We start from the raw sequence: 13,226 nt of genomic DNA, 5'->3' as shown, positions 1-13,226 counted from the left end.
TGCGAGACGCCGGTCACCAGCCGGTGGAGGGGCGGCGCCGCACCGGTCAGAAGCGGACGCCGTAGCGCTCCGCCGCCCGCCGTACGGTCTCCGGCCCGACCTCGCCCCGGCGGGCCAGTGCGGCCAGCGCGGCGACGGTCACCGACTCGGCGTCCACCCCGAAGTGCCGTCGGGCCGCCGCCCGGCTGTCCGAGAGGCCGAAACCGTCGGTGCCCAGCGAGGTCCAGTCCTGCTCCACCCACGGACGGATCTGGTCCGGCACCGCGCGCATCCAGTCGCTGACCGCCAGCACCGGCCCGGGGGCCCCGGCCAGGGCCCGGGTCACGTACGGGACGCGGGCCGCCGTTCCGGCCCCGGCCGCCGCCTGCGCCAGGTTGGCCGCGTCGCACTCCAGTGCCTCGCGGCGCAGCTCCGTCCAGGAGGGCGCGGACCAGACGTCGGCCGCGACGCCCCACTCCTCGCCGAGCAGTCGCTGGGCCGTCAGGGCCCAGCGCACGGCGGTGCCGGAGGCGAGCAGCTGGATCCGCGGCGCTTCTGCGGGCCGGTCGGCGGGCGGGACGAGCGGTCGGACGAGCGGTCGGACGGGCGGCTGGGCGGTGGTCAGGGCCGAGGCGTCCGCCGCGCGGTAGCGGTAGAGGCCGCGCAGGATGCCCTCCACGACGTCCTCGCCGTCCGGCATCGCGGGCTGCACCAGCGGCTCGTTGTAGACGGTGAGGTAGTAGAACACGTCCTCGCCGTGGGGGTGCCGCTCGCTGCCGCCGTACATCCGGCGCAGTCCCTCGCGGACGATCGCGGCCACCTCGTAGCCGAACGCGGGGTCGTAGCAGAGCGCGGCCGGGTTGGTGGAGGCGATCAACTGGGAGTGTCCGTCGGCGTGTTGGAGGCCCTCGCCGGTCATCGTGGTGCGGCCGGCGGTGGCGCCGATCAGGAAGCCCCGACCCAACTGGTCGGCCAGCGCCCACATCTGGTCGGCGGTGCGCTGCCAGCCGAACATCGAGTAGAAGATGTAGAACGGGACGACGGGCTCGCCGTGGGTCGCGTACGCGGTCGCGGCGGCGGTCAGCGAGGCCATCGAACCGGCCTCGGTGATGCCCTCGTTGAGGATCTGGCCGGTCGCCGATTCCTTGTAATGGAGCAGCTGGTCGCGGTCGACCGGGTCGTAGGTCTGTCCGAGCGGGGAGTAGATTCCGGCGGTCGGGAAGAGTGACTCCATGCCGAAGGTGCGGGCCTCGTCCGGGACGATCGGCACCCAGCGGTGGCCGGTCGCTTTGTCCCGCATCAGGTCCTTGACGAGCCGGATGAACGCCATGGTGGTGGCGATCTCCTGGCTGCCGGAGCCCTTGAACTGGGTCTCGAAGGGCTTCGCGGGAGCGGTGGGCAGCGGGGTGAAGCGCACCCGCCGGGCGGGTACGGGCCCGCTCAGTGCGGCGCGGCGCTCGCGCAGGTACCGGGCCTCCGGGGAGTCCGGTCCGGGGTGCGCGTACGGGGGCAGGGCTTCGTTCAATGCGGTGTCCGGGATGGGGAGTTCGAGCAGGTCGCGCATGGCCCGGAACTCGGCTCCGGAGAGCTTCTTCATCTGGTGGTTGGCGTTGCGGGACTCGAAGCCGGGGCCGAGGGTCCAGCCCTTGACGGTCTGCACCAGTACCACTGTGGGCGCGCCCCGGTGTCCGAGCGCGGCGCGGTAGGCCGCGTACACCTTGCGCGGTTCGTGGCCGCCCCGGGAGGTGGCGACGGTTCCGATCAGCCGCTGGTCGTCCAAGGTGTCGGCGAGCGAACGCAGTTCGGGCGAGCCGCGGAAGAGGTGCTCGCGGACGTACCCCGCGTCCGAGGCGGCGTAGGTCTGGAACTGGCCGTCCGGCACCTCGCCGAGCCGGCGGACGAGCGCGCCCGTGGTGTCCCGGGCCAGCAGGTCGTCCCAGGCCTCACCCCACAGCGACTTGACGACGTTCCAGCCGGCCGCGCGGAACCGGCGCTCCAGTTCCTGCACGATCTTGCCGTTGCCGCGCACCGGACCGTCGAGCCGCTGCAGGTTGCAGTTGACGACGAAGGTGAGGTTGTCCAGGTTCTCCCGGGCGGCCAGGGCGAGCGCGGCGGTGGCCTCGGGCTCGTCCATCTCGCCGTCGCCGAGGAAGGCCCAGACGTGCGAGCCGGAGGTGTCCTTGATCCCGCGGGCGGTCAAGTACCGGTTGAACCGGGCCTGGTGGATCGCCGAGAGCGGGCCGAGGCCCATCGAGACGGTCGGGAACTCCCAGAACCAGGGTAGCCGGCGAGGGTGCGGGTAGGAGGGCAGGCCGTCGCCGCCGACCTCCTGGCGGAAGCGGTCCAGCTGGGCTTCGGAGATCCGGCCCTCCAGGAACGCGCGGGCGTAGACGCCGGGGGCGGCGTGGCCCTGCACGTACAGCTGGTCGCCGGATCCGTCGGCCTCCTTGCCGCGGAAGAAGTGCTGGAAGCCGACCTCGTACAGCCAGGCGGCGGAGGCGTAGGTGGCCATGTGGCCGCCCAGGCCGCCGCGGTGGTTGCCCCTGGTCACCATGGCGGCGGCGTTCCAGCGGTTCCAGGCGGTGATTCGGCGTTCCATCTCCTCGTCGCCGGGGAAGTCCGGTTCGGCGGCGGTGGGGATGGTGTTGACGTACGGGGTGTCCAGCAGCGGCGGGACGTCGAGCCGCTGCAGCTCGGCGTGCTCGACGAGGCGGCGCAGCAGGTGGGCGGCGCGGTTCGGACCGCCGAAGTCGCGGGCGGCGTCGAGGGACGCGCGCCACTCCGCGATCTCCTCGGGGTCGTGGTCGGGAAGCTGGTCGAGCTGGGACACGGGTGGTTCCCCTTTACGGTGCGCTTCAGGGTGCTGATTCCGTGATGCGGAATAGCATTCCTCTCCATGGAACTAAGGGGACCGTAGGGAGCGGGCTGGAGATGCGTCAACCGCTACTGGCGGGTAATTTGAGCGATGATCGATCATCCTTATGCGAACTTGAATGAGGTGCGGGGAGGAAGCCCCCGGAGGCCGGGTGGTTCAGTCGGAGTGCCGGGCGTACTCCAGGACGTGCTCGGCCAGCAGCCTGCCGACCTCCGGGTCCTGTCGCCGGAAGGCCTCGATCAGCGGCCCGTGGTCGGCGGCGTTGTCGTGCAGCTCCGGCCGGACCCGGTGCAGCGACAGCACCGTCCACACCTCGACCCCCAGGCCCTCCCAGGTCCGCAGCAGCGTGCCGTTGCCGGAGGCGGCCACGATCTCGCGGTGGAAGGCCACCCCGTGCCGGGCCTGGCCGAGGGCGTCGCCGGCCGCCGCGGCCGCCGCCATCCGCTCGGCGTGTCGCTCCAGGCCGGTGGTGTCCCCGGCCAGCCGGACCACCGCCGACTCGGCGGCCAGCCGCTCCAGGGAAGCGCGCACCTGGTAGACCTCGCGCAGCTCGGACGGGCCGATCTCGCGCACCCGCACGCCCCGGTTGGGTTCGGCGTCGAGCAGCCCGAGCGTCCGCAGCGCGTGCAGCGCCTCGCGGACCGGCGCCTGGCTGACGTTCAACTCGGCGGCCAGGCGCCGCTCGACGATCCGGTCCCCGGGCTGCCAGCGGCCGTTCAGCAGGCCCTCAAGGAGCAGCCCGCGCACCTGCTCGCCGAGCGGCACCCGGGACAGCGGATCGGTGTCCCCGGCCGGGGGCGGCGGCGGGACCGGGTGGTTCATGGCGGACTCCAGGTGTGCCGGTGGAAGGTGGGGAGGGGCCGGGGGCGTCGGCCCCGGCAAGACCTGTGCGGCGCGCCCAGGGCGTGTCCTGCGGGTCTTCGCCGGGTCCGACAAGATCCACAAGACACGGCCTAGGCCAGGCCCAGCTCGTCGTCCCCGCGCGGGGCGAGGAAGCGGGCGACGTCCGCGTCCGTCACCTCGGCGAGCGTGCCGGGCTTCCAGCGGGGCGTGCGGTCCTTGTCGATCACCTGTGCGCGGATGCCCTCGACCATGTCGTGGCTCTCCAGCGCGGCGCAGGCGATCCGGTACTCCTGGTCGAGCACGGCTTCCAGCGAGGGCAGCGTACGGGCGCGGCGGAGCGCGGCCAGGGTGGTCTTCACGGCGGTGGGGGAGTTCGCCAGGACGGCCTCGGCGGCCTCCTTCGCCTCCGGCACACCGGAGTTCAGCAAGCGGTCGACGATCTCCTCGGCGGTGTCGGCCGCGTAGCAGGCGTCGATCCAGGCGCGGTCGGCGGCCAGTGCGGCGGGCGGCGCGGGTTCGGCGTGCGCGGCGACGACGGCGGCGACCTCGGCGGTGGTGACCCCGGCGGCGGGGGTCGCGGCGGTGCTCCGGCTCAGCGCGTCGAGCAGGTCCGGCAGGCGAGGCGAGGGCACGAAGTGGTCCGCGAACCCGCACAGCAGGGCGTCGCCCGGGCCCATCGAGGCCGCGGTGAGCCCGAGGTGGGTGCCCAACTCGCCCGGGGCCAGGGCCAGCAGCCGGCTGCCGCCGACGTCCGGGGCGATGCCGATCCGGGTCTCGGGCATCGCGACGGTGGAACGCTCGGTGACGATCCGCACCGCGCCGTGGGCGGACACCCCGACGCCGCCGCCCATGGTGATGCCGTCCATCACCGCGACGTACGGCTTCGGGTAGCGGGCGATCAGCGCGTTCAGCCGGTACTCGTCGCGGAAGAACGCCCGGGTGCCGGCCCCGCCGGTCATGGCGTCGCCGTGCATCGCGCGGATGTCGCCGCCCGCGCAAAGGCCCCGCTCGCCGGCGCCGGTGAGTACCACGGCGCGTATCCGGTCGTCCGACGCCCAGTCCGCGAGGGTGGCGTGGAGGGCGGTGACCATGCCGTGGGTCAGCGAGTTGAGCGCCCGCGGGCGGTTCAGCACGAGCCGTCCGACCCCGCCGTCCAGGAACGCCCGGACCTCCGCCACCTCTGTGTCCACCGGGTCCGCTCCCGTCCCTCGACGATGTCGACCTGGTTCCTGCCGGAACCCCGGCGTCCACCGTACCGGGGCCGGCGGGGCGTTCCGGTCACCGGGCCGCACCGGCCGGGGCGGGTGCGCGGCCGCGGTTCAGGGCCAGACGCGCAGGGCGAGTTCGGCGGTGCGGGCCAGGTCGGCGACGGTGGCGCCGTCCCGGGCCTGTTGGGACATGCCCTGGAGGACCGTGCCGAAGAAGGCGGCCAGCGCCTTCGGGTCGGCCTCGGGCGGCAGTTCGCCGTCCTGTCGCGCTCGGCGCAGCCGCTCCTCGAAGATCCGCAGGTTCCCGTTGCGCTGGTCGCGCAGCCGCTCCTGGATGCCGGCGTCCTGCGGGGTGACGTTGGTGGCCGCGGAGATCACCAGGCAGCCGGCCGGATGGGAGGGGTCGGCGTAGACGACGGCGGCCTCGCGCAGGATCCGGGCGAAGGCGCCGTACGCGGTGGGCTCCTCCGCCAGCGCGACCGTCGCGAACGCGCCGACGGGGGAGAGGCCGTACTGGCGGACCACCTCCTCGAACAGCGCGCGCTTGTCGCCGAAGGCCGCGTACAGGCTGCCGGGGCGGATGCCCATGGCGGCGGTGAGGTCGGCGACCGAGGTGGCCTCGTAGCCGAGCTGCCAGAACAGCCGGGTGGCCGCGGCGAGCGCCTCGGCCCGGTCGAACGCCGGCGGTCGGCCGCGTCGGGGGGCCGGCCCGGGGCCGGTCGTCCCGCTTCCGGATGCCGCGCTCGCCGTGGGGGGTTCTGCCATGTGCCGAATTTTAGAGCACTCACTCAAGAACGGTGTGCTAGCTTCTTTCTTGAGCGACCGCTCAAGAATTACCCGGAGTGCAGCAGGAGGGGGATCGGCCATGGGCGCGAACAGGCTTCAGGGCAGGACGGCGATGGTCACGGGCGGCAGCAGGGGCATCGGACGGGCCATCGCCCGCCGGCTCGGGCGGGACGGCGCCACCGTCGCCGTCGGCTACGCCCGGAACGAGGCGGCGGCGGAGGAAGTGGTGGCGGGCATCCGCGGGGACGGCGGCCGGGCCTTCGCACTGCCCGCCGCGCTGGGGCGGCACGGCGACGCCGTCGCGCTGTGGGAGGCCTTCGACGCGCGGATAGCCGAGCACGCGCCGGCCGGGGGCGTCGACATCATCGTGAACAATGCCGGGATCGGGCGCAGCTCCGACCTGGCCGGTCTGACCGAGGGGGAGTTCGACGAGGTCTTCGCGGTCAACGTCCGCGCGCCATTCTTCGTCGTCAAGCACGGGCTGGAACGGCTGCGCGACGGCGGCCGGATCATCAACGTCTCCAGCGGCCTGGCCCGGCTCGCCATGCCGGAGATCATGGCCTACGGCGCCACCAAGGGGGCGCTGGACACCTTCTCGCTCAACCTCGCCCAGCAGCTCGGGCCGCGCGGGATCACCGTCAACTCGGTGGCGCCCGGGATCATCGACACCGACCTCAACGCGGAGTGGCTGCGCGATCCGGAGGCCAGGGCGAAGGCGGCCTCGATCTCGGCGCTCGGCCGGGTCGGGGCGCCGGAGGACATCGCGGACATCGTCGCCTTCATCGCCTCGGACGAGGCGCGGTGGATGACCGGCCGGGTGGTCGATGCCACCGGCGGCTCGGGGCTGTAGCTGTAGGCGGGGCTCGGGGGGCGTCCGCGAGGGGGTGCTGGGCGCGGACGGCAAACAGCCGACAGCTGACAGATGATGAAATCTGTCAGCTGTCGGCTGTCATCTGAAACCCGTGACCTGCTGCTCGTGCCTGTTCTCCGGCGTCGGTGACCCGGTGTCCGCAGTCCGGTGTCCGCAGTCCGGGGCCTGTGAACCGGCGCCTGTGAACCGGTGTCCGCGAACCGGTGTCCGAGGCCTCCCTGGACTCTCAGCCCCGGACGCGCCCCGAGACCTCGCCGAAGCCGACCACGGCGCCGTCCGGTCCGGGCGCGGTGGCGGTGATGACCACCTCGTCGCCGTCCTCCAGGAAGGTCCGGGTCGTCCCGTCCGGGAGCTTCAGCGGCTCCTCCCCGTTCCAGGTCAGCTCGATCAGCGCACCCCGGGTGTCCCGCTCCGGCCCGCTGACCGTCCCCGAGGCGAACAGGTCGCCGGTGCGCAGCGAGGCGCCGTTGACGGTCATGTGGGCCAGCTGCTGCTGCGCCGTCCAGTACATGGTGGCGAACGGCGGCCGGGAGACCGGGTGCCCGTTCAGCCGGACCTCCATCGCCAGGTCCAGGCCCCACGGCTCGCCGCCCCGGTCGTCCAGGTACGCCAGCGGCTCGACGTCGCGCTCCGGCGGCGCGATCCGGGCGTGCTCCAGGGCGTCCAGCGGCACGATCCACGGCGAGACCGAGGTCGCGAAGGACTTGCCGAGGAACGGGCCGAGCGGCACGTACTCCCAGCCCTGGATGTCGCGCGCCGACCAGTCGTTGAGCAGGCAGACGCCGAACACGTGCTCGCGGAAGTCGTCCAGCGGGACCGGCCGGCCGAGCTCGGACGGCGTGCCGACGACGAAGCCGACCTCGGCCTCGATGTCCAGCCGGCGCGACGGTCCGAAGGTCGGCGCGGCGTCGGAGGGCGCCTTGCGCTGCCCGTGCGGGCGCACCACCGGCGTGCCGGAGACCACGACCGTTCCCGCCCGTCCGTGGTAACCGATCGGCAGGTGCTTCCAGTTGGGGGTGAGCGGCTCGGATCCCGGGCGGAAGATCCGGCCCAGGTTGGTGGCGTGGTGCTCCGAGGCGTAGAAGTCGACGTAGTCGGCGACCTCGAACGGCAGGTGGAGCTCCACCTCGTCGGCCGACAGCAGCGCCGGCGACAGCGCCTCGCGGAAGGACGCGTCGGTGAGCCAGGTGGTGAGGTCCGCCCGGACCCGGGTCCAGACCGGGCGCCCCGCCGCCATCAGCGGGTTGAGCGAGTCCGCCTCCAGCAGTGCCGACGGCGCACCGGCCGCGCGGGCGGCCGCCCCGGCGTCCAGCACGAAGTCCCCGACGCGCACGCCGATCCGGCGCCGCCCGGGCCGGTCGGCGGCGGTGAAGACGCCGTACGGCAGGTTGTGCACGCCGAACGGCGAGTCCTGGGCGCTGGCGAGCCAGCTGCCGGGACGGCTGGGGGTGGTGCTCAACGGTCCTCCTGGTGCAGTGGGCTGGGCGACGGCAGCAGGCCGAGCTCGGCCAGGTCGCCCAAGGGCTCGGCGATGCTACAGGTGCCGAACGCGGTGAACGAGTTCCGGATCATCACGACCTGACGGTCCGCCATTGCTCGCGCGGCCTTGGCCAGCACCTCGCCGTCGCGCTCCGCCAGCACCGCCGCCGCGGCGGCGAGGTCGGTCTCCTGTGCGGCCAGCAGCACGTTCAGGAAGCCGTGGTGCTCGAAGCCGGTCTCCGGGTCGGTGTGCCGGACGGCGTTGTGCAGCCCGGCCGTGCACTTGTACGGCAGTCCGCGCCGCGCGCAGCCGACGAGGAAGGCGGCCAGCTCGTCCTCGCTCGGGAACGCCTCGGCGACCAGTCCGCCGGTGCGGAACTTCGCCCGGTAGGGGCTGTCCACCAGGACGTCCAGGACGGCGTCCAGCCCGTCGCCGCGCAGGAGTTCGCGCGGCAGCTCGACGGCGGCGGGGATGTCCGGCGGCAGCAGCCGGTCCAGTGCGGCCACCGCCTCGGCGGCGTCCCGGGTGGCCAGCTCGACGCCGGCCAGCTCGAACGGCGCGGCGGCGGCGAGCGCCGGGGCGAGCTCGGTGCTGCCCCCCGGCAGCACCAGCCCGACCTTGAGCGGCCGGTCTTCCGCCGCCACCGAGCCGTCCGCCCCCGCCACGCCCCCCGATGTATCCCCGGGGGACGCGGAAGTGCCCGCGACCGCAGGGGAGTTCGTGACCGCCGCGGCCAGTTCGCCAAGTCGGCCGGCTCCGCAGAGGAGGGGGCCGACCGCCTCGGCGTACCAGGCCGCACGGTGCCTCCGGTGCGCGGGCACCGCGTCGGCGACCGCCAGGTTCCCCGGAGGGAACACCGCGGCATCGTCGAACAGCCCGCGGAACAGCTCGGGAACCAGACTGGTGACCGGCCCGGTGACCGGCCCGGTGACCGGCTCGGGGGCCGGCTCGTGGTCCGGGCCCCCGGAAGGCAGCGCGTTCATCGCCCGGGCCCCCGACCGGCCCAGGTCCAGGCGTAGTTGGCGTCCTCGCTCGCCCGGCCGCCCTCGCCGAGTTCCAGCGGGCGGAAGGTGTCCACCATGACGGCCAGCTCGTCGAAGAACTCCGCGCCGATGCTGCGCTCGTACGCGCCCGGCTGCGGCCCGTGGGTGTGCCCGCCCGGGTGCAGCGAGATCGAGCCCTGGCCGATGCCGGAGCCCTTGCGGGCCGCGTAGTCGCCGCCGCAGTAGAACATGACCTCGTCGCTGTCCACGTTGGCGTGGTAGTACGGCACCGGGATCGAGAGCGGGTGGTAGTCCACCTTGCGCGGAACGAAGTTGCAGATCACGAAGCCGTTGCCCTCGAACACCTGGTGGGCCGGCGGCGGCTGGTGGATCCGGCCGGTGATCGGCTCGAAGTCCTTGACGTTGAAGGCGTACGGGTACAGGCAGCCGTCCCAGCCGACCACGTCGAAGGGGTGGTGCGGCACGGTGTAGCGGGTGCCCGCGACCCCGTTCGGGCCGCGGTGCTTGACCAGCACGTCGACGTCCCCGGGGGTGTCGACGACCAGCGGGCCGACCGGCCCGCGGAAGTCCCGCTCGCAGTACGGCGCGTGCTCCAGCAGCTGCCCGTACTTGGACAGGTAGCGCTTGACCGGGGCGATGTGGCTGTTCGCCTCGATGCAGTAGGCGCGCAGCGGCTCGTCGCCGTCCGGTACCCAGCGGTGGGTGGTGGCGCGCGGGATGATGACGTAGTCGCCCTGCCCGACCTCGATCGAGCCGAACACCGTCTCGACCGTGCCGGAGCCGGACTCCACGTACACGCACTCGTCGCCGAGCCCGTTGCGGTAGAGCTCGCTGGGGGCCCCGGCGGCGACGTACGAGATCCGCACGTCGCCGTTGCCGAGGACCAGCCTGCGGCTGCCGACGACGTCCGCGGACTTCCAGTCCTGGTCCGCGAACAGCTCGTGCAGCTTGAGGTGACGGGGGAGGAGCGGGTGGTTGGGCACCGTGGACTGGTCCGGCAGCTCCCAGGGCACCGCGTTGACCACGGCCGAGGGGATGCCCCGGTGGTAGAGCAGCGAGGAGTCCGAGGAGAACCCCTCCTCGCCCATCAACTCCTCGTAGTAGAGCCCGCCTTCGGGAGTGCGGTGCTGGGTGTGCCGCTTGGGCGGGATGCTGCCCGTCTGCCGGTAGTACGCCATCTCCGTGGTCCTCCTCGACCGTTCGTCAGAGCTCTCCGACGCTCACAGGTTGCCGCGGCGGTCCTGCTCGCGCTCGATGGACTCGAAGAGCGCCTTGAAGTTGCCCTTGCCGAAGCCGAGCGAACCGTGCCGCTCGATGAACTCGTAGAAGACGGTGGGGCGGTCGCCGATCGGCTTGGTGAAGATCTGCAGCAGGTAGCCGTCCTCGTCGCGGTCGACCAGGATGCCGCGCTTCTTCAGCTCCTCGATCGGCACCCGGACCTTGCCGATCCGCTCGCGCAGCTCCGGGTCGTCGTAGTAGGCGTCCGGGGTGTTGAGGAACTCGACGCCGCGCGACCGCAGCACGTCCACGGTGGTGAGGATGTCGTTGGTGGCGAGCGCCATGTGCTGGCAGCCGGGGCCGGTGTAGAACTCCAGGTACTCGTCGATCTGGGACTTCTTCTTGGCGATGGCCGGCTCGTTGAGCGGGAACTTCACCCGGTGGTTGCCGCTGGCGACGACCTTGGACATCAGCGCGGAGTACTCGGTGGCGATGTCGTCGCCGACGAACTCGGCCATGTTCACGAAGCCCATGACGCGGTTGTAGAACGTCACCCACTCGTCCATCCGGCCCAGCTCGACGTTGCCGACGGCGTGGTCGAGGGCCTGGAAGAGGCGCTTGGGCGAGCCCTCAGGGTGGGTGACCCTGCTCTCCGCGACGACGTAGCCCGGCAGGTACGGGCCGTGGTAGCGGGAGCGGTCGATCAGGGTGTGGCGGGTCTCGCCGTAGGTGGCGATGGCCGCGCGCCGCACGGTGCCGTTCTCGTCCGAGACGTCGTTCGGCTCCTCCAGCACGGTGGCGCCGGTCGCGCGGGCGTGCTCGATGCACTTGTCGACGTCCGGGACCTCCAGGGCGAGGTCCACGACACCGTCGCCGTGCCGGCGGTGGTGGTCCAGCAGCGGGCTGTCCGGCAGGACGCCGCCCTTGATCACGAAGCGGCAGGAGCCGGAGCGCAGCACGTACGCCTTGCGGTCCCGACGGCCGGTCTCCGGGCCGGAGTAGGCGACCAGCTCCATGCCGAAGACGACCTGGTAGAACTGGGCCGTCTGAGTGGCGTTGCCGACCACGAAGACGACCGCGTCCTGGGCCGTCACCGGGAACGGGTCGGCGGCCGCGTCGTGTTCGACGAGGCCGACGAGGCGGCGCAGCTGGTCGGCGTCAAGACCGGCCTCGCGCTCCTCGGGGGTCAACTCAAGGGCGTGGGACTGCGGGGTCATCGCTCGTTCCTCCACTTCGGGCCTCGTCGTCGAGGCATCCGCTGGGCCGCGACCGCACCGCGAACGGGTGGGCGGTGTGGTTGCGGAGAGCTTGCTACTGTCGGAGTGGTTGGGCAACAGGTCGGATTTTGACTGCTCAATGTGTACAAGCTGATCAGAAATTCCCGTCGGCGGCTGCGCAAAATGCGTTGCTGACCGGGGGTGATGCGCGAAGTCTGCGCAATGGGACGGTCACGTACTTCCGGGACCGGCGGGGTGCGGGAGGCGGCGGAGGAACCAGTCCGAGGCCAGCTCGGCGACCCGGTCCAAGGTCCCCGGCTCCTCGAACAGGTGGCTCGCGTGCGGTACCACCGCGAGCTCGGTCGCGCAGCGCAGCCGGCTCCGGGCCTGCCGGTTGAGGTCGAGCACAGCGGGGTCCAGGGAGCCGACGACGAACAGCGTCGGGGCGCGGACGCGGGCCAGGGCGTCGGGCGCGGCGAGGTCCGGGCGGCCGCCCCGGGAGACCACGGCGCGCACCGCCGGGCCCAGTTCGGCCGCGGTGTGCAGCGCGGCAGCGGCGCCGGTGCTGGCGCCGAACAGGCCGAGCGGCAGGCCCCCGGTCTCGGGCACGGTGGCGTCCCCCGCGCCGTCCCCGATCAGTTCGCGGGCGACGGCCGTCAGCCGCCCGCCCAGCAGCGGCACGTCGAAGACATTCCGCCGGTCGGGCTCCTCGTCCTCGGTGAGCAGGTCGAAGAGCAGCGTGGCCAGCCCGGTGCGGTTCAGGTACTCGGCGACGTACCGGTTGCGCGGGCTGTGCCGGCCGCTGCCGCTGCCGTGCGCGAAGACGACGACCCCGCGCGCACCGGCCGGCACGGTCAGCCGGCCCGCGAGCCGGACCCCGGCGACGGGCAGCAGCAGCTCGCGGTCGACCCCGGCGGCGGCCGCGGGCGGGGCACTGCCACGGGCCTCGGCCAGCAGCCGCAGCACCTCCTCGTCCCCGGTCTGGGAGAAGTCGGTGTAGAACTCGCCGATCGCGTGGAACGGGGACGGCGTGTCGACGCAGACCAGCTCGTCGGCGACCCCGTCGAGGCGCTCGGCCCAGTCCGCGGGCGCGACCGGCACCGCGAGCACCACCCGGGCCGCCCCGCGCTCCCGGACGATCCGGCAGGCGGCGCGGGCGGTGGAACCGGTGGCGATGCCGTCGTCCACCACGACCACCGTGCGTCCGCGCAGGTCGGCCGGCGGCCGGTCGCCCCGGTAGCGGCGGGCACGGCGGGCCAGCTCGGCGCGTTCGCGCCGTTCCACCTCGGCCAGCTGCCCGTCCGTGACCGAGGCGAACCGGATGACCTGGTCGTTCAGCACCCGGACACCGTCCTCGCCGATGGCCCCCATGCCGAGCTCGGGCTGGTAGGGCACACCGAGCTTGCGGATCACGCAGATGTCCAGCGGTGCGCCGAGCACCGCCGCGACCTCGGCGGCCACCGGCACACCGCCCCTCGGCAGCGCCACGACCACGGCGTCCGGACCGGCCACGTGGCCCAGGCGGGCGGCCAGCCGACGGCCCGCCTCGGTGCGGTCGGCGAAGCGGGTGAAGTGGGTCCCGGTGACGTGCATGACACGGCCTCCGGTTCCACCGTACGTCGTTCCGGCCGGGCGGGGGCGGTCGCGGGGGCCGGCGCGGTGGACGGATCCCCCTGCCCCTGGGGCTGGGTGGCCCAGCTCAGCACCGCCCGGATGAGCCGGCGGACCGACCCCACCCGGGCCTA

At 73.2% G+C, this 13,226-nt stretch carries 10 protein-coding genes; 1 reads left to right on the top strand and 9 read right to left on the bottom strand.

Annotated elements, in window-relative coordinates:
* Positions 1–46: 46 nt before the first annotated feature.
* The 4 genes from aceE to AB0E96_RS13700 form a co-directional block, all read right to left on the bottom strand.
* Entirely contained in the window at positions 47–2,809 is a 2,763-nt protein-coding gene (gene aceE / locus AB0E96_RS13715; RefSeq protein ID WP_359822527.1) for a pyruvate dehydrogenase (acetyl-transferring), homodimeric type, read from the bottom strand.
* A gap of 201 nt (positions 2,810–3,010) precedes the next feature.
* The gene (locus tag AB0E96_RS13710) at positions 3,011–3,676 is read right to left on the bottom strand and encodes a GntR family transcriptional regulator (RefSeq protein WP_359822525.1); all 666 of its coding nucleotides are present in this window, start codon (positions 3,674–3,676) and stop codon (positions 3,011–3,013) included.
* Between the two features lie 131 nt (positions 3,677–3,807).
* Positions 3,808–4,887 (bottom strand): enoyl-CoA hydratase/isomerase family protein, encoded by a 1,080-nt coding sequence (locus tag AB0E96_RS13705; RefSeq protein WP_359822522.1) that lies wholly within the window; start codon positions 4,885–4,887, stop codon positions 3,808–3,810.
* 129 nt (positions 4,888–5,016) lie between these two features.
* Positions 5,017–5,670 carry a TetR/AcrR family transcriptional regulator gene (locus AB0E96_RS13700; RefSeq protein ID WP_359822520.1) on the bottom strand — a complete coding sequence of 218 codons (654 nt, stop codon included), beginning with the start codon at positions 5,668–5,670 and terminating at the stop codon, positions 5,017–5,019.
* A 100-nt stretch (positions 5,671–5,770) separates the two neighbouring features.
* Here AB0E96_RS13700 and AB0E96_RS13695 point away from each other — a divergent pair, with 100 nt between their 5' ends.
* Positions 5,771–6,541, top strand: a complete 771-nt coding sequence (locus AB0E96_RS13695; RefSeq protein ID WP_359822518.1) for an SDR family oxidoreductase — start codon at positions 5,771–5,773, stop codon at positions 6,539–6,541.
* Positions 6,542–6,788: 247 nt separating this feature from the next.
* Here AB0E96_RS13695 and fahA read toward each other — a convergent pair whose 3' ends face one another.
* The 5 genes from fahA to AB0E96_RS13670 form a co-directional block, all read right to left on the bottom strand.
* Positions 6,789–8,021: a fumarylacetoacetase gene (fahA, locus tag AB0E96_RS13690; protein WP_359822516.1), complete on the bottom strand. Its 1,233-nt coding sequence runs from the start codon at positions 8,019–8,021 to the stop codon at positions 6,789–6,791.
* Positions 8,018–9,025 (bottom strand): hypothetical protein, encoded by a 1,008-nt coding sequence (locus AB0E96_RS13685; RefSeq protein WP_359822514.1) that lies wholly within the window; start codon positions 9,023–9,025, stop codon positions 8,018–8,020. Before AB0E96_RS13685 ends, fahA begins: the two co-directional genes overlap by 4 nt.
* On the bottom strand, positions 9,022–10,224 hold the full coding sequence (locus AB0E96_RS13680) for a cupin domain-containing protein (RefSeq protein ID WP_359822511.1): 1,203 nt from the start codon (positions 10,222–10,224) through the stop codon (positions 9,022–9,024). Before AB0E96_RS13680 ends, AB0E96_RS13685 begins: the two co-directional genes overlap by 4 nt.
* 42 nt (positions 10,225–10,266) lie before the next feature.
* Positions 10,267–11,481: a 4-hydroxyphenylpyruvate dioxygenase gene (gene hppD, locus AB0E96_RS13675; protein ID WP_359822509.1), complete on the bottom strand. Its 1,215-nt coding sequence runs from the start codon at positions 11,479–11,481 to the stop codon at positions 10,267–10,269.
* A 231-nt stretch (positions 11,482–11,712) separates the two neighbouring features.
* Complete coding sequence (locus AB0E96_RS13670) at positions 11,713–13,074, bottom strand: phosphoribosyltransferase family protein (RefSeq protein WP_359822507.1); 1,362 nt, start codon at positions 13,072–13,074, stop codon at positions 11,713–11,715.
* Positions 13,075–13,226: the final 152 nt, after the last annotated feature.

This window comes from Kitasatospora sp. NPDC036755 (assembly GCF_040636595.1).
Taxonomy (GTDB): Bacteria; Actinomycetota; Actinomycetes; order Streptomycetales; family Streptomycetaceae; genus Kitasatospora.
This window is presented reverse-complemented; position numbering and strand designations above follow the sequence as displayed.